Raw genomic sequence first — 16,043 nt, forward strand, 5'->3', positions numbered from 1 at the left:
TTCCCACGTCTGGAATCGTAAGGTTCATGCGCACGCCGCCGCGTCCGAATGCCCCTGTATCCGGTCTGCGCTGGCTCGGGCATGCCACCACGCTGATCGAGGACCACGGGACGGTCGTCCTGACCGATCCGGTGCTCACCGACCGCGTCGCGCATCTGCACCGCCGCCGGGGACCCACCCCTGCCGGACCGCGTGTGCGCGATCCGGATGCCGTCCTGCTCTCACACCTGCACGCGGACCACACCCACCTGAGGTCGTTGCGGTTGCTCGATACGGACGTTCCGATCGTGGCCCCCTGGGGAGCTGTCGACGGATTGCCGGCACTGCGTCGATTCGCCGACCGGCTGGTGCCGTTGCGTCCCGGCGAGGGAACACGGGTCGGCACGGTCACCGTGCGCGCCGTGCCCGCCCGGCACGATGGCCGCCGTTGGCGTCGTGGACCGGAACTCGCGCCGGCGGTCGGGTACGTCGTCGAAGGAGACCGGCGCACCTATTTCGCCGGCGACACGGATCTGTACCCGGATCTCGCCGACCATGTGGGGCCGGTGGATCTGGCGTTGCTACCGGTCGGAGGTTGGGGGCCCACCCTCGGCGACGGCCACCTCGATCCCGGCCGGGCCGCTGTCGTCGCCCGTCTGGTGCAGGCAGGCCTGGCCGTACCGATCCACTACGGCACGCTGTGGCCGATCGGATTCGGCGCCGTCCGCCCCCGGTTGTTCTTCGAACCCGGCACCGAGTTCGTCCGCCGGGCCGAGTATGCGGGGATCGCCGCCGTGGAGCTGTCCCCGGGTGACTCGATCGACACACCGGGTACCGGCCGGGGTGAACGGTGAAATCGGATCCGGCAGGGAAGAATTCGTCACGACGGGATCGAGTGGACCGGCGAGATCGGTTCGAACGGCCGGAACTCCTGGTCGCTCCCCCGAACGACGCCCGCGCTCGACTCCGGTACCTCCAGCCAGGCCCCTTCGAGATCCCGAAGAGGCTCGGACACCACGAATCGGGTGTCGTCGCCCAGCTTGTACAACACCTCCACTTCGGGATGCTGCGCCCGTACAGCCGTGATGTCGGCCGAGTAGAACAGCGAACGTGTCTTTCGTTCCGTCGAGTACCGGAACACCCAGACACTGTCGCCGTCGGTGGTGGCGATCGTTCCCTGCACGGGGTTCTCGATATCCTGACGGGCGGCGAGATCCTCCACGAAGCCGACGGCCTTCGCCACGCCGGTGAACGGGTCGTCTGCGAGGCCGAAGGTCAGCGCGAGGTAGAACAGCATCTCGGAATCGGTCGATCCCCGGATCCCGTCGTAGAGGCTCGGATCGACGGCCATCGCCAGATCGCGTTTCATCGCGTGGAATCCGTGCACCGCCCCGTTGTGCATCCACAACCTGTTCTCGTACCGGAAGGGATGACAATTGGTGCGCTGCACCGGAGTCCCCGTCGAGGCGCGGACATGCGCGAACATCAACGGCGTCCGGATCTGCGTTGCGATCTCCCGCAGGTTGCTCTCGTTCCACGCAGGTTCGATGCACTTGAACAACGCGGGTCTCGGACCTTCTCCGTACCAGCCGATCCCGAATCCGTCTCCGTTCGTGGTGGTCGCCCCCATCTTGGAATGCAGGCTCTGATCGATCAGGGAGTGGACCGGCCGGAAGAGCACGTCGTCCATCAGGACCGGGTCACCGGTATACACCATCCATCTGCACACACATACATTGAAGTCGCCCGGCCCCCCGTGGGGTGACGTCGTGAGACTTCATTTCGGCCACAATATCTTCCGCAACCCTGCGTAATCGAGGCGTGGAGGCGGCAATCGCACTCCCGGACGGTCGCGGGGAACACGAACGCGTAGCGCTCCGGTGGAGATCGTGCATCGAACGGGTGTCGACAACATCACCGACTCGCCGTCGACTCCGACCGGAACCTCCGGTACGTCCGCATCGACGACCACCTCTGTCGCGGTGCGCTGCAACAGCCCTCGGTCGTGAGTGCGACGGAGCAGGCCGATGGCCTGGCGGGCGTTCGAGACCGAGATCGCGACGACACCGAGCCGCCCACTGTCCAGACGGGCTCGTCGCCCGAGTCCCGCCAGGTCGTCGAAGGTGTAGGGGCCGTTGCTGACCAGGACGGCCTGCGGTCCGTCGACGGTCTCGGTGTCGATTCCCGCCCGCAATGCAGGCCTACCCTGCTCACCGAGCAGATCCGGCAGCATCTGCAGTACCGTCGCCGTCTTGTCGGCGCGGTACTGCGGGCTCCGCACCACCTCCGCGTAGACACCGAAGGACGCGTTGTTGACGAACGGGCGACCGTTGATCCGGCCGAGATCGACGCGCAGTTCGACACCGTCGCCGAGAGCGCCCAGGCCCGCAGCGGGATCGTCCCGGTCCAGCCCGAGATCGAGGGCGAAATGGTTCCGGGTTCCGGCGCTGATCACCACGAACGGAAGTCGATGTTCCGCTGCGACCGCCGCGACCAGGGCCTGGGTTCCGTCGCCACCCGCCACGCCGAGCAGGTCGGCCCCGCGCTCGACTGCCTTCTCCGCCAGTTCGGTGACGTCGAGTTGTTGCGGTCCGCTCAACAACACCACTTCCGCCCCGAGTTCTTCGGCCTTGCGCTGCAGGTCGAAACGGACGACCTTGCCGCCGCCCGAGCGTGGATTCATGACGAAGAAGGGATGCCGAACGGGCACGGCCGGAAATTCCGGCTGCGGAGTCACCCGGGCATGTCGTAGAGCCCGGCGTCCACACCCGACCGCCACGGCCACGAGCAGCACCGATGCGAGGGCGGCCCACAGGTGACCCGCCGCCACGAAGACGACCACCACGACGACCGGCGCAAGCACGGTCACGGCCAGCGCAGCCGCGCGGATCACACCGTGGTGGGTGAGAAACCAGTAGGCTCCGGCAACGGCCAGGGCGCCACCGGCCACCGCGACCAGCAGCAGCGCGACGACGCCGCGCAGACCCGCCTCCGCGAGTGGCACCACGATCGCCGCGATCACGGCGATGCAGCCCGCCCATGCCCACCAGCGCGATTCGGCGACGTTCTCGTCGGTACTCGGGTGATGATCCTCGGACATGGGCGTCGACCTCGCATTCGCGTCGAGTACCGAGCACTCGGGGACGGATCGATCCGCAGCGGGCCGCGGTCGTTCCTACGGGTCTACGCCTTTCCGGAAGAAGTGTCCAGAGGCGTCAGTTCCCGCCGTAGCGGCGCGCGAAGGTGCCGAGCGACGACTGCAGGTCGCCGTGCAGGGCGCGCGCCACCCCCGACCCGATCGGGCCGAACAACGGCGCTCCGCCGAGTTCTATCTTCATGGTCAGCGCCGAACCGTCCCCGCGGGCTGCGACGGCGAGTCGCATGGAGAATTTCGTGCCGCCCTTGCCCGTTCCCTTCAACACCACGTGGTGCGGCGCGTCCAGTTCGACGATGGTCCACGTGACCCGGTTGCGCATGCCCTTGACCGACACCACCGACTGCAGCGTGGTGCCCTCGGACAGGGCATCGGGAAGGTCGCTGCGCCAGCCGTCGTGGATGCTCAGCCACTCACCGAACGACTCCAGACGGGAAGCGTGCTCCCAGGCAGTGTGCGGGTCGAGCGGAAGATCGGTCGACACTTCGAGTTTCGCCATGGTCCGCAACAGTAGACGCTCGGTTCCGGGGACGGAGACCCGAGACACGGCGGTGGCCCGCCCCCGATCGGGAGCGGGCCACCGCGGCACGGAGGGTCAGTGGGAGACGGCCTTCTCCACACCGACACCGGTGAGCGAGCGAACTTCCATCTCCGCCTGCTTGTACCGGTCCTCCTGCTTGCGGCGTCCGACGAAGGTGCCCACGATCCCGAGGACGAACGCGAGCGGGATCGACACGATGCCCGGGTTGGACAACGGGAACCACGAGAAGTCGACCTCCGGGAACATCGCCGACGGGGCACCGGATACCGCCGGGGAGAACACGATGAGGACGAGGCAGCTGATCAGACCACCGTAGATGCTGAACAGGGCGCCGGTCGTGTTGAACTTCCGCCAGAACAGCGAGTACAGCAGCGTGGGCAGATTCGCCGAGGCGGCGACCGCGAAGGCGAGCGCCACGAGGAAGGCGATGTTCTGTCCCATGGCGAGGATGCCGAGGACGATCGACACCAGACCGATCACGACGACCGTGATCCGCGAGACCCGCACCTGCTCGTCCTCCGTGGCGTTGCCACGCTTGATGACGCTGGCGTAGATGTCGTGCGCGAAGGATGCCGAGGCGGTGATGGCCAGGCCGGCGACGACCGCGAGGATCGTCGCGAAGGCGACCGCCGAGATGATCGCGAGGAACAGCGTTCCGCCGAGTTCGAAGGCCAGCAGCGGTGCCGCCGCGTTCTCCTTGCCGGGAGCACCGAGGATCGCGTCGGGGCCGACCATCTTCGCGGCACCGTAACCGAGGACCAGGGTGAACAGGTAGAAGGCACCGATGAGCGCGATGGCCCAGGTGACCGAGCGACGGGCTTCCTTGGCGGTGGGCACGGTGTAGAAGCGCATCAGCACGTGCGGCAGACCCGCGGTACCGAGGACCAGCGCGAGGCCGAGGGAGAGGAAGTCGATCTGCGTCATGTTGCTGATGCCGTACTTGGCACCCGGAGCGAGCACGTCACGCTGCGCGACGGCCTCGTTCGACGAGCTCGACACCATCGCCTGAGCGTCGGCGAGCAGCTGCGAGAAGTTGCCCCGCACCGCGAACAGGACGAGCACGAACATCAGGCCCGCACCGGCGATGAGCAGCACGGCCTTGACCATCTGCACGTAGGTCGTGCCCTTCATACCGCCGATGAGCACGTACACGATCATGAGCACACCGACGACCGCGACGACGATGGCCTGGCCGACCTTGCCCTCGATGTCGAGCAACAGCGCCACGAGTCCGCCGGCGCCGGCCATCTGCGCGAGCAGGTAGAACAGCGACACCGCGAGGGTCGAGAGCGCCGCCGCCATACGCACGGGGCGTTCCTTGAGCCGGAAGCTCAGCACGTCGGCCATCGTGAACCGGCCCGTGTTGCGGAGCAGTTCGGCGACGAGCAGCAGGGCGACGAGCCATGCCACGAGGAAGCCGATCGAGTACAGGAAGCCGTCGTAACCGTAGACGGCGATCGCACCCGCGATACCGAGGAACGACGCGGCCGACAGATAGTCACCTGCGATGGCGAAACCGTTCTGCGGGCCGGAGAACTGGCCGCCGCCGGTGTAGAAGTCGGAAGCCTTCTTCGTCGTGCGGCTGGCCTTGATGACCAGTGCCATCGTGACGACGACGAACGCGACGAAGATGGCGATGTTGAGGATCGGGTTACCGACGTCGGTCCCACCCTGGGCGAGAACGGTCACTGCTGCGGTCCTTCCAGTTCCTCGCGGATCGCCGCGGAACGCGGATCCAGCTCACGGCCGGCGAACTTCACGTACACGGCGGTGATCACGAAGGTCGTGACGAACTGACCCAGACCCAGGATCAGACCGACGTTGATGTTGCCGAGGACCTTCGTCGCCATGAACTCGTCCGCATACGTGGCCAGCAGGACGTACAGGGCGTACCAAGCCAGGAAGAACGCCGTCACCGGGAACACGAAACGGCGCAGGCGGCTGCGCAGTTCCTGGAACTCCGGGCTCTCCTGCATCGTGACGAACTCCTGCGGCGTCGGTATCCGACGCTGCTGGGGTACGCCACTCTCGCTGAGTGGTGCTGTGGTCACTGCCGACTCCTTGGTAGTCGTGTGAAGTGAGGATGATCACAAGATTAATGAGACGGCAGTCACACGAACAGAGACGGGTACGGGTGGAACGACGAGGGGTGCGCTCGTGCGACGAACGGTCGCGTCACCGCGACGAACGGCGCCCCTCCCCGGGTCCCCGCCCCCGGTCGCCGAACGCACCGAGTTCGCGGTCGCGTCCCATGCCGAGCCGCTCGGGGACGTGCATGCGGGAGAACGTCCGGCCCAGGTCACGAGGGATCCGCCGGCGCGTCAGCACACTCACCGTGATCATCGTGAGGAACGCCAGCGGCACACTCAATGCCGCCGGATAGGCGGAGAGCACCGTCGGCCACCCTGCGGCCACCGACGGATCGATCGGCAGCAGCACGGTCGCCAGAGCGGCGGCCCCCGCGACGAGACCACCGACGACCATTCCCGCCGCGGCGCCGATCGCGGTGAGACCGCGCCACCAGATCCCCAGGACCAGCAGCGGACACAGCGTCGACGCGGCGATCGCGAAGACCTGCCCCACCGACCGCGACAGGTCGAGGGAGGTCACCGACAGCGCCAGCACGAGCGGCACCACGCCCGCGAGTACCGCCGCGATCCGGAAGTCGCGCACCCGTCCGCGCAGCACGTCCGTGGACAGCACGCCCGCGACACTGACCAGCAACCCGGAGGACGTCGACAGGAAGGCCGCGATCGCGCCCGAGGCCACGAGGGCGGCGAGCAGCTGCCCACCCCAACCGGACAACACCGATCCGGGCAGCAGCAGCACCGCGGCGTCCGACCGTCCCGTGATGAGCAACTGCGGGACGTACAGGCGCGCGAACACCCCGAGCAGCGTCGGGAACAGATAGAACAGCCCGAGCAACCCGATCACGGCGAAGGACGTCATGCGCGCCGCGCGACCGTCCGGGTTCGTGTAGAAGCGCACCAGCACATGCGGCAGACCCATGGTCCCGAGGAAGGTCGCGAGCATCAGCGAGTAGACCTGGAACAGCGGATGTTCGCTGCTCGCCCCCAATCCGGCCCCCGGAGACGCCCAGCTGTGGTTGTCGGTCGGCGCACCGGCCACCACCGGCACCGGAGACCCCGCGTCGAGGACGAGTTCGGTGCCGGCGCCGAGGACGTGCTCTCCCGGCTCGAGTTCGAAATCACCTGCGACCGATCGGCCGTCGACCTCTCCGGTCACCACGACCGGCAACGGCTCGGCGACCTGCACGACCACGTCGATCGTCACGTCGACGGTCGTGGTCTCCGTGACGGTGGGCGGCACGGGCTCGTCGACGGCCCGGTGGTCGCCGACGAAGTGCAATGTCAGCACCAGCGCCGGCAACGCGACGGCGGTGAGTTTGAGCCAGTACTGGAATGCCTGCACGAACGTGATCGAGCGCATCCCGCCGCCGACGACGTTGGCCACGACGATCACGCCGACCACCGCGACCCCCACCCAGTCGGGGACGCCCAGAAGGATGTTGAGGGTGAGCCCTGCCCCTTGGAACTGCGGGACCAGGTAGAGGATGCAGATGATGGCCACGACCATCATCGACAGGGTGCGCAGCCACTTCTCCCCCAGCCGGAACTCCGCGAAGTCGGGGACGGTGTAGGCACCCGACCGCCGCAGCGGCGCAGCGACGAACAGCAGCAGACCCAGATAGCCCGCCGTGAAACCGACGGGATACCACAGTGCGTCGGCGCCGAACTTCGCGACGAGTCCGGCGACACCGAGAAAGGATGCCGCGGAGAGATATTCACCGGAGATCGCCGCGGCGTTCCAGCGAGGGCCCACACTGCGCGAGGCGACGAGGAAGTCCGAGGTGGTGCGCGCCATCCGCACGCCGTACACGCCGATCGCGACGGTGGCGATCGCCGCGGCGACGAGACCGACGACGGTGGCGACGGGAATCGATCCGCTCACGGGGCGTCAATCGTCGGTGAGGTCGGTGAAATCCTGCTCGTTGCGTTCGGCGAGGCGCAGGTACACCCACGCGATACCGAGCAGGATCGGATAACCGACCACCCCGAGCAACACCCACGGCAGGCGGATGCCCAGCACCGTCATCTCCGCGAGACCGGGAAAGGCGTGGAACAGCACCGGAATCGCGCCGAGCAGGCACACCGTGAACAACGCGACCCGAAGGGCGAGCCCGAGTTGCGCACGGACCAACCCGCGGACCATCGCGTCGCCGACCTCGGTCTGCTGTTGCACCTCCACGCGGGTGCGGACCATGCGCGCTCCGCGCCGCTCGGCGAGAACGACCTTCTGTCGCTGCGGAGGTGGGCCACCGGTGCTGCTCATCGCGACGTCCACGACTGCATGGGCCCGCGGATGAGCCGGTCCTTGAGCTCGCGCGTATGCCGGCGGCTGACCGGTAGTTCGACGGGCGGGGAGTTGCTGTCGCCGCGCAGGCAGACGACGAGGCCCGAACCGACGCTGCGGATACCGGTCACCAGCGGCAGCGCCACCAGATAGGAGCGGTGCACGCGGAGGAAGCCGGCCTCGGCCCAGCGGTTCTCGAGCGTCGATATCGGGATGCGGACCAGGTGCGAACCGGTCGCGGTGTGCAGTCGCGCGTAGTCGCCCTCGGCTTCGACCCAGTGGACCGACGAGCGCGGCACGAGCGTGGTGACGCCGCCGAGCTCGACGGGAATCACGTCGTCGCCCGGACCGGTGTCGGATGTCGTCTGCGCGGCGGGTCGGCTGCGCTCGGCGATCCGCCGGACCGCTTCGGCGAGCCGTTCCTCACGGAGCGGTTTGAGGACGTAGTCGACGGCACCGAGGTCGAATGCCGAGACCGCGCGGTCGTCGTGCGCGGTTACGAACACCACGGCCGGGGAGACCGCGAAATTGCGGAGGATGCCCGCGAGCTCCAGGCCGTCGAGTCCGGGCATGTTGATGTCGAGGAAGACCGCGTCGATGCCGCCGTCGCGCAGCACGCGCAGAGCGGTCGTCGCGTCTCCCGCGGTGTGCACGACGCCGATCTCCTCCTGCGCGCGCAGCAGGTAGGCCAGCTCGTCGAGGGCCGGCGGTTCGTCGTCGACCGCCAGCACGGTCAGGTTGTCTGTGATCTCGTTCACGGCGAGTCCATCGTGCCATGTCGGGTCTTCCTCACGGCCGGATACCCGCCCGGAACTTCGGCACGCGCATGCTGACCCGGGTGCCGGCACCCGGCGCGGTCTCGATGACGAGACCGTAATCGTTGCCGAAGGCGGCACGTAACCGGTCGTCGACGTTGGCGAGACCCACGTGCGCCGACTCCCGGACACCGCTGCCGTGCTCGCTCTCGGCGATCGCGTCGAGCGTCCCCGAGCGCAGCAGTTCCGGATCCATGCCGATGCCGTCGTCCTCGACGCTGATGACACAGTCGGTGCCTTCGTCGGCCGCCGTGATGATGATCGTCCCCGTGCGGGTGTCCTTGCCCGCGATCCCGTGCCGCACGGCGTTCTCGACGAGCGGCTGCAGGGCGAGGAAGGGCAGCGTCACGTTGAGCACCTCGGGCGCGATCTGCAGACGCACCTCGAGGGCATTGCCGAAGCGGGCGCGTTCGAGCGTCAGGTACCGGTCGATGTTGCGCAGTTCCTCGGCGAGCAGGGTGTACTCACCCGCCGCGCGGAACGAGTACCGGGTGAAGTCCGCGAAATCCAGCAACAGTTCGCGGGCCCGATCGGGATCGGTGCGGACGAACGACGCCACCGTGTTGAGCGCGTTGTAGATGAAATGCGGACTGATCTGGGCGCGGAGCGCACGGACCTCGGCACGGTCGAGCCGGGCGCGGGAGGCGTCGAGTTCGGCCAGTTCGATCTGACTGCACGCATAACGCGCCACCTCGGTGATCGCACCGAGCAGCGCCGGGCCGGGTTCGACGGTCGTCACGACTCCGAGCACCCCCGCGACACCCACGTCCTCCACGACGAGCGGCTGCGCGATCAGTGCGCGGGCCGCGAGATCGCCGTTGGTCCGGCGCAGATCGTGGTGACCGACGAGGACACGTCGCTTGTCGGCTGCGGCACGGCCGGCGGCGGCGAGCATCTCGTCCGTCAGCTCCTCGAACGGACCGTCCCATGCGAGCAGTGCGCCGTCCTCGTCCAGCAGTGCCACCGCGCGAGCTTCGGCCAGCAGCATCCGCAGGTGCGGAGCCGCTTCCTTCGCGGACGACGCGTCGAGTCCGGCCCGGAGCGGACGGGCCGCGAGCGACGCCGTGTGCAACGTCGCGTGGACCGCGCGTTCGGCGGGTGTGGTGACCACCCGCCGGGTCCACAGCACCACCGAGATCACGACCAGCACCAGGAGCAGCACCGCCACTGCGAGCTCGATCGCGATCATGCGCCCACGTTACGTCGGATCGGCCGGGCGATCCGGGAACGCCCGGCCTCTCGTCCTACCGTTGTGCACCGCTGTCGCGGCGGCGACGGATACGTTCCTCCACGGCTGCCTCGTCGACATCGAGACTCTCCAGCACGTCGCGAAGGATCTCGTCGTCGAGTTCCCCGCGATCGCGTGCGTCGATGAGCGCCTGGCGCCGCGCCTGCAACGTCGCGCGCCGGATGTCGTCGAACAGCGCGGCCGGTCGCGGTCCCGCATCCTCCGCCGCGTCCTCGGCGGTCTCCGCCTCCTGCCGGGATCGGAGCGACGTGCGTGCCCTGTTCAGCAGTGTCTCGTAGATTTCCGGGTTCACACCGTCGGGGGGGTCCACGGCGAGTTCGCCGAGCACACGGTCGCTCGACTCCGCCGAGATCCGGCGGGCCACCGCCATCTGTTCCTCGGTCCGCAGACGCTCGTAGGGGTCGGTGACGTCGAGCCTGCGGATGAGCCACGGCATGGTCGCTCCCTGGATGACCAGTGTGCCGATGGCGACGACCAGCGCGGAGATCTGGATCATCTCCCGACCGGGGAAATCGGCACCCGACGCGATCACGACGGGCACTCCGCCGGCGGCGGCGAGAGTGACGACTCCCCGCATGCCCGCCCAGGACACCACGACGTGCTCCCGGAAGCGCAGCTGGTCGCGGCCGAGGCGCTCGGATCCGGCGCGGCGCACGAGTGCGCGCCGCCCCCAGTGCAGCAGGCCCCACGCGGGTCGCACGAGCATGACGACGAGCAGGATCGCCACCGCGCCGAGCAACGCGACATGCAGATCGGTGCCGCTGCCGCGGACGTCGTCGAGGACGAACCGGAATTGCAGGCCCATGTAGGCGAAGACGAAGGTCTCGAGCACCACGTCGACGCTCTTCCACACCGCGCGTTCCTGCAACCGCGTGCTCACCGAGACCTCGGTGGCGCGGTGCCCGAGGAACAGTCCGGCGGCGACGACGGCGAGCACTCCCGAGGCGTGGACCTCCTCGGCGGCGAGATAGGCCGCGAACGGAAGAACCAGCCCCAGGACGGTCTCGAGCGGCGAGTCGTACATCCGGGCGCGAATCAGGTGCACGATGTACGCGAGCACCAGACCGACGGCGACCCCACCCGCGACCTCGTAGAGGAAGAACAGGACCGGCGAATCGGCGAGGATGTGCGTTCCCGTGACGGCCGAGATCGCGACGGTGAACAGGGTCAGGGCGGTGGCGTCGTTGACCAGCCCTTCCCCGGTCAGCACCGCGAGGACCCGTTTCGGCAGTCCGAGTCGCTGACCCACGGCGACGGCGCTGACCGCGTCGGTCGGTGCGACGACCGCGCCGAGAGCGAGCGCCGCACCGAAGCTCAGCGCCGTCACCATCGCGGACGCGGTCCACGCCACGACGAACGCCGTGACGAGCACGGTGAAGATTCCGAGCCGCAGGATCGACGGCAGGTACCGACGGAAGGTGGGGACCGAGAACCTCAGGGCCGACGAATACAGCAGCGGTGGCAGAACGACCCCGAGGATGACGTCCGGATGCAGTTCGAGCCGTGGCAGACCGGGCACGAACGATACGAGCGCTCCGACGGTGACGAGCACGAGCGGAGCCTGGAGGTCGCGGCGCGACGCGACGGTGGTCACCGCGATTCCGGCGATGACGACCAGCAGGATCCAGGCTCCGTTCATCGCGGCAGTACCGTGCCAGGCGTCCGGTTCACGGTGTGATCGTGGCACAGGAGCCACTCGCCCGGAGGAACCTGCCGATCGTTTGTCTCGACACGGCACGGGTATGCAACCGAGCGACCGCCGTGTACCCGGCCCTGCGAGGAGTGCGTGTGATCCCAGCCCGCGACGACGACGGTTGTGCGGACCTGCGCACCTGTGCCGCACCGGGCGCGATGAGCCGGGGAGACCTGCCGGCCGGACGAATCGGGTTGCCACACCGCTTGTCCGGGCACCGACCGGCCGGACGCCTCCGTGTTGCCCGGAACCGTGGGCGGATACGACCGGGGGCCGCGCATGCAGGCCACCTGCGACGCCCTGCCCGCCTCGGCAATCTTCCCCGGGGACCGAGTCACCCCGTACTCATGACCGCTGCACTGACACGCATCGAGAAGTACTGATCCCCGATCGACCGGAGGAGCGGACAGTGATGACACTGATAGGTTTCCACGCCTCACACGAACAGGTGTCTCCATCCCGCCTGCTCGAGGACGTCCGGCTCGCGGAAGCAGCCGGTTTCCGGGCGGCCATGTGCTCGGACCACATCGAACCCTGGTCGCACCGGCAGGGACACTCGGGTTTCGCGTGGTCGTGGCTCGGTGCGGCCCTGGCCACCACCGAACTGCGTTTCGGCGTCGTCACCGCGACGGGCTTCCGCTACCATCCCGTCGTCACCGCTCAGGCCACCGCGACTCTGGCATCGATGTTCCCGCACCGTTTCTGGTTCGCGCTCGGCAGCGGTGAGCATTGCAACGAACGCATGTCCGGGACTCCCTGGCCGTCCAAGGAAGAACGTCAGCAGATCCTGGGCGAGAACCTCGACATCGTCCGGCGTCTGCACGCGGGCGAGATCGTCGATCACGACGGCGCTGTGAAGGTCGACCGCGGACGCGTCTGGGACCGACCACCGGTCCCTCCCGAAATCCTGCTCCCCGCACTGACTCCCGAGACGACCCGCCGATTCGCCGACCGGGTCGACGGCCTCGTCACCGTGAACGCCCCGCTCGACGACCTGCGCCGCATCCTCGACGCCTACCGCGACGGCGGCGGAACCGGACGGACCGTGCTGCAGGTGCATCTGAGTTGGGCGAGCACCCGGGATCGGGCCGAGGCGATCGCCCGCGAGCAGTGGTCGACCAACGCCCTACCGCCGGAGTTGATGGCCGATCTCGCGACACCGGAGGAATTCGAGTCGCACGCAGTCGAAGTCGCCGACCACGACCTCCACAACTCCGTCGTGGTCTCCGACGACCCGGCCGAACACGTCGACCGCCTGTGCGAATTCGCCGATCTCGGCTTCGACGAGATCTACCTGCATCACGTCGGCCCGGAGCAGCGTCCGTTCATCGACACCTTCGGTGACGCGGTGCTACCGCACCTGCCGTGATCAGGGCTGACGCGGACCGGGCTGCGCTTCGGGGCCGGGGCCGCCCTCGGGACCCGGTTGCCCGCCCGGCTCCGGCTGCGCTCCCGGAGCGGGATTACCGGTGGTACCCAGATGTTTGCGGGCGGCGTCCTGCGCCTTGTCGACGTGCTGGGCGTACTTCCCGCCGGTACGTCCGTCGACGTGGTCGCCGGCCTTCTCGATGAAACCGTCGGCCTTGTCGGGATTCTTCTCGGCGTAGTCCTTGCCCTTGTTCACAAGGCCCTTCAGCGAATCCATGAAACCCATAGCGCGGTCCTTCCCTCGTGCAGAGTGCCGTGGGTCCGGGCACACCGAACCATGTGCTCCGAGTCAGTGTACGCCCGGGAGCAGATCGTCGGGGGCCGCGAACAGGCGGCGGTGCTCACCGTGCAGACGGCCCGACACCCACCACAGGATCTCGACGAGGACGACTCCGATCAGGCCGCACGTCACCGCGATCGTCGTGTACGCGACGTTCGACGGATCGAGAGCGAAGAACTCCCGCGTGAACGGCACGGAGAACAGGATCACGTATCCGAGTACCGAACCGGCGAGCAAGGCGATCTTCCACCACTGGTACGGGCGGGCCACCACGGCGAGCACCCACAGCGCGATGATCAGCAACGTGATCAGAGCAGACGTCCCGGCCTGGATCTTCTGCTGCTCGGTCTGGTCGGGACCGCCGTAGACGAGCACGTAACAGACGAAGGTCGCCACACCCACGACGACACCGGACGGGATCGCCAATCGCATCACCCGGGAGACGAAGCCCGAGCGCGCCCGCTCGTTGTTCGGGGCCAGCGACAGCAGGAAAGCGGGGATGCCGATGGTGAACCACGCCGCGATCGTCACGTGCCGGGGCAGGAACGGATAGGGCAACGGTTCGAAGTCGAACACCTGGGACAGCACGCCCGACATGCCCACCAGGAAGGCGAGCAGCACCGAGTAGACGGTTTTGGTGAGGAACAGATTGGAGACGCGTTCGATGTTGCCGATCACCCGGCGACCCTCGGCCACCACGTAGGGCAGCGTCGCGAACTTGTTGTCGAGCAGGACTATCTGTGCCACCGCGCGGGTCGCGGGGCTGCCCGATCCCATCGCGACTCCGATGTCGGCGTCCTTGAGGGCGAGGACGTCGTTGACGCCGTCGCCGGTCATGGCGACGGTGTGTCCGCGCGACTGCAGGGCGCCGACCATGGCGCGTTTCTGATCGGGACGGACCCGGCCGAAGGTCGTCGATCCTTCGACGACGTCGGCAAGTTCGTTCTCGGCCTCCGGCAGGGAACGCGCGTCGACGGGAGACGTGCTTCCCGGCAGGCCGAGCGACGAGGCGACCGCGCCGACGGCGATCGCGTTGTCGCCGGAGATGACCTTGACGTCGACATGCTGGCCCGCGAAGTACTCGAGGGTCGGTTTCGCGTCCGGACGCACCCGCTGGTCGAGGACCACGAGTGCGACGGGCGTGACCGTGCCGGGCGCGTCCACCACGTCGACCGGACGGTCGCTGGAGGCGAGCAACAACACCCGCAACCCGCCGGCTCCGAGTTCCTCGGCGCGTCGCGCCGGCTCGCTGCCCGGATCGAGCAGTACGTCGGGAGCACCGAGCAACCAGTTGCCGTGCGTGCCGTAGGACTGCCCGCTCCACTTCTTCGCCGACGAGAACGGTGCCACGGCCGTCGGCTCGCCCCAGCCCGGGGCGGTGGGGAACGCCTCCGCGATCGCGAGGACGCTGGAGTTGGGACGCGGATCGTCGGCCGCGAGCGCAGCGAGGGCGGCGCCGGCCTCGTCGAAGTCGCTCCCGTCGACGACTTCGACGTCGGTCAGGCGCATGCCGTTCTCGGTCAGCGTGCCTGTCTTGTCGGCACACACCACGTCGACGCGCGCGAGCCCTTCGATCGCCGGCAGTTCCTGCACGAGGCACTGCCGGCGTCCGAGGCGGACGACGCCGACCGCGAACGCGATGGACGTCATGAGCACGAGCCCCTCGGGCACCATCGGCACGAGGGCGGCGACCATGCCGCTCAGCGCGGGACCGAGCGACTCGCCGCTGGAGAAGAGCTGGTTGTAGATGATCAGCAGACCCGCGGGAATCATCAGGTAGGTGATGAAACGCAGGATCTTGTTGATGCCCGCGTTCAGTTCCGATTTCACGAGGGTGAACTTGCTCGCCTCTTCCGCGAGTCGCGCCGCGTAGGCGTCGCGGCCTACCTTCGTGGCGCGATAGGAACCGGAGCCGGAGGCGACGAAACTGCCCGACATCACCGTCGACCCGGGCACCTTGTGCACGGCGTCCGCCTCGCCCGTCAGCAGCGATTCGTCCAGCTCGAGTCCCTGGGCCTCGACCACCTCACCGTCGACGACCAGCTGGTCGCCGGGGCCGAGTTCGATGATGTCGTCGAGCACCACTTCGTGCGGAGCGACCTGCGCGGCGGTGCCGCCCCGGCGCACGACAGGCTTCGTCTGACTGACGATGGCGAGCTTGTCCAGGGTGCGCTTGGCGCGGACCTCCTGGATGATGCCGATTCCGCTGTTCGCGATGATCAGCAGACCGAACATACCGTCGATGATCGAACCGGTGGCCAGCACGATCAGCAGCAGCACCCCGAGGATCGCGTTGATCCGGGTGAACACGTTGGCCCGGACGATGTCCTCGACCGATCGGGACGCGCGGTCGGGTACATCGTTGGTGAGGCCACGCGCGACCCGCTCGGCGACCTGCTCGGTGGACAGCCCGGTGGCTGCGTGGTCGGGTGCGAGGGCAGGTGCCTCGCCCGTTCCCACCACCGTCGGGGGCTCTTCTACTGCCATGACGAACCAGATTAGGGTACGAAAGCGAACAACCGGCGTCGTG

Annotated in this window: 14 protein-coding genes; 2 read left to right on the forward strand and 12 right to left on the reverse strand. The window is 68.1% G+C overall.

The genetic code is table 11. The features are described 5' to 3' along the window. Nucleotides 1-26: 26 nt before the first annotated feature. On the forward strand, nucleotides 27-833 hold the full coding sequence (locus tag EQ874_RS13445; RefSeq protein ID WP_129977081.1) for an MBL fold metallo-hydrolase: 807 nt from the start codon (nucleotides 27-29) through the stop codon (nucleotides 831-833). A 26-nt stretch (nucleotides 834-859) separates the two neighbouring features. Here the strand turns inward: EQ874_RS13445 and EQ874_RS13450 are convergent, their stop codons facing one another. The 10 genes from EQ874_RS13450 to EQ874_RS13495 form a co-directional block, all read right to left on the reverse strand. Continuing rightward, nucleotides 860-1,669, reverse strand: a complete 810-nt coding sequence (locus tag EQ874_RS13450) for a class II glutamine amidotransferase (protein ID WP_242496759.1) — start codon at nucleotides 1,667-1,669, stop codon at nucleotides 860-862. 87 nt (nucleotides 1,670-1,756) lie between these two features. Next, the gene (locus EQ874_RS13455) at nucleotides 1,757-3,079 is read right to left on the reverse strand and encodes a diacylglycerol kinase family protein (RefSeq protein WP_129977083.1); all 1,323 of its coding nucleotides are present in this window, start codon (nucleotides 3,077-3,079) and stop codon (nucleotides 1,757-1,759) included. A 115-nt stretch (nucleotides 3,080-3,194) separates the two neighbouring features. After that, nucleotides 3,195-3,632 carry an SRPBCC family protein gene (locus EQ874_RS13460; protein ID WP_129977084.1) on the reverse strand — a complete coding sequence of 146 codons (438 nt, stop codon included), beginning with the start codon at nucleotides 3,630-3,632 and terminating at the stop codon, nucleotides 3,195-3,197. Nucleotides 3,633-3,728: 96 nt separating this feature from the next. Continuing rightward, nucleotides 3,729-5,363, reverse strand: a complete 1,635-nt coding sequence (locus EQ874_RS13465; protein WP_064064351.1) for a cation acetate symporter — start codon at nucleotides 5,361-5,363, stop codon at nucleotides 3,729-3,731. Continuing rightward, the gene (locus tag EQ874_RS13470; RefSeq protein WP_064064350.1) at nucleotides 5,360-5,725 is read right to left on the reverse strand and encodes a DUF485 domain-containing protein; all 366 of its coding nucleotides are present in this window, start codon (nucleotides 5,723-5,725) and stop codon (nucleotides 5,360-5,362) included. Before EQ874_RS13470 ends, EQ874_RS13465 begins: the two co-directional genes overlap by 4 nt. A gap of 124 nt (nucleotides 5,726-5,849) precedes the next feature. Further along, the gene (locus tag EQ874_RS13475) at nucleotides 5,850-7,646 is read right to left on the reverse strand and encodes a cation acetate symporter (protein ID WP_129977085.1); all 1,797 of its coding nucleotides are present in this window, start codon (nucleotides 7,644-7,646) and stop codon (nucleotides 5,850-5,852) included. A gap of 6 nt (nucleotides 7,647-7,652) precedes the next feature. Further along, on the reverse strand, nucleotides 7,653-8,027 hold the full coding sequence (locus tag EQ874_RS13480; protein WP_037224178.1) for a hypothetical protein: 375 nt from the start codon (nucleotides 8,025-8,027) through the stop codon (nucleotides 7,653-7,655). Then, entirely contained in the window at nucleotides 8,024-8,806 is a 783-nt protein-coding gene (locus EQ874_RS13485) for a LytTR family DNA-binding domain-containing protein (protein ID WP_129977086.1), read from the reverse strand. The genes EQ874_RS13480 and EQ874_RS13485 overlap by 4 nt, the downstream gene beginning before the upstream one ends. A 31-nt stretch (nucleotides 8,807-8,837) precedes the next feature. Then, a complete protein-coding gene (locus EQ874_RS13490) occupies nucleotides 8,838-10,052 on the reverse strand; it encodes a histidine kinase (protein WP_129977087.1) in 1,215 nt (404 codons plus the stop codon). Between the two features lie 55 nt (nucleotides 10,053-10,107). Continuing rightward, on the reverse strand, nucleotides 10,108-11,751 hold the full coding sequence (locus EQ874_RS13495; protein WP_129977088.1) for a Na+/H+ antiporter: 1,644 nt from the start codon (nucleotides 11,749-11,751) through the stop codon (nucleotides 10,108-10,110). Between the two features lie 466 nt (nucleotides 11,752-12,217). Here EQ874_RS13495 and EQ874_RS13500 point away from each other — a divergent pair, with 466 nt between their 5' ends. Continuing rightward, nucleotides 12,218-13,174 carry a TIGR03885 family FMN-dependent LLM class oxidoreductase gene (locus EQ874_RS13500; protein WP_129977300.1) on the forward strand — a complete coding sequence of 319 codons (957 nt, stop codon included), beginning with the start codon at nucleotides 12,218-12,220 and terminating at the stop codon, nucleotides 13,172-13,174. Here the strand turns inward: EQ874_RS13500 and EQ874_RS13505 are convergent, their stop codons facing one another. Together EQ874_RS13505 and EQ874_RS13510 are read right to left on the reverse strand one after the other, a co-directional pair. Beyond that, nucleotides 13,175-13,459: an antitoxin gene (locus EQ874_RS13505; RefSeq protein WP_129977089.1), complete on the reverse strand. Its 285-nt coding sequence runs from the start codon at nucleotides 13,457-13,459 to the stop codon at nucleotides 13,175-13,177. Between the two features lie 63 nt (nucleotides 13,460-13,522). Beyond that, a complete protein-coding gene (locus tag EQ874_RS13510; protein WP_242496760.1) occupies nucleotides 13,523-16,000 on the reverse strand; it encodes an HAD-IC family P-type ATPase in 2,478 nt (825 codons plus the stop codon). Nucleotides 16,001-16,043: the final 43 nt, after the last annotated feature.

Origin of the sequence: Rhodococcus sp. Q1 (genome assembly GCF_004153645.1) — a bacterium.
In the GTDB taxonomy this organism is placed as follows: domain Bacteria; phylum Actinomycetota; class Actinomycetes; order Mycobacteriales; family Mycobacteriaceae; genus Rhodococcus; species Rhodococcus gordoniae.

What these genes read in the sequence shown, in the direction of transcription:
- EQ874_RS13480 (WP_037224178.1), bottom strand. Translation starts at nt 8,027, where the DNA reads ATGAGCAGCACCGGTGGCCCACCTCCGCAGCGACAGAAGGTCGTTCTC.
- EQ874_RS13495 (WP_129977088.1), bottom strand. Translation starts at nt 11,751, where the DNA reads ATGAACGGAGCCTGGATCCTGCTGGTCGTCATCGCCGGAATCGCGGTG.
- EQ874_RS13455 (WP_129977083.1), bottom strand. Translation starts at nt 3,079, where the DNA reads ATGTCCGAGGATCATCACCCGAGTACCGACGAGAACGTCGCCGAATCG.
- EQ874_RS13505 (WP_129977089.1), bottom strand. Translation starts at nt 13,459, where the DNA reads ATGGGTTTCATGGATTCGCTGAAGGGCCTTGTGAACAAGGGCAAGGAC.
- EQ874_RS13450 (WP_242496759.1), bottom strand. Translation starts at nt 1,669, where the DNA reads ATGGACGACGTGCTCTTCCGGCCGGTCCACTCCCTGATCGATCAGAGC.
- EQ874_RS13500 (WP_129977300.1), top strand. Translation starts at nt 12,218, where the DNA reads ATGACACTGATAGGTTTCCACGCCTCACACGAACAGGTGTCTCCATCC.
- EQ874_RS13460 (WP_129977084.1), bottom strand. Translation starts at nt 3,632, where the DNA reads ATGGCGAAACTCGAAGTGTCGACCGATCTTCCGCTCGACCCGCACACT.
- EQ874_RS13510 (WP_242496760.1), bottom strand. Translation starts at nt 16,000, where the DNA reads ATGGCAGTAGAAGAGCCCCCGACGGTGGTGGGAACGGGCGAGGCACCT.
- EQ874_RS13490 (WP_129977087.1), bottom strand. Translation starts at nt 10,052, where the DNA reads ATGATCGCGATCGAGCTCGCAGTGGCGGTGCTGCTCCTGGTGCTGGTC.
- EQ874_RS13445 (WP_129977081.1), top strand. Translation starts at nt 27, where the DNA reads ATGCGCACGCCGCCGCGTCCGAATGCCCCTGTATCCGGTCTGCGCTGG.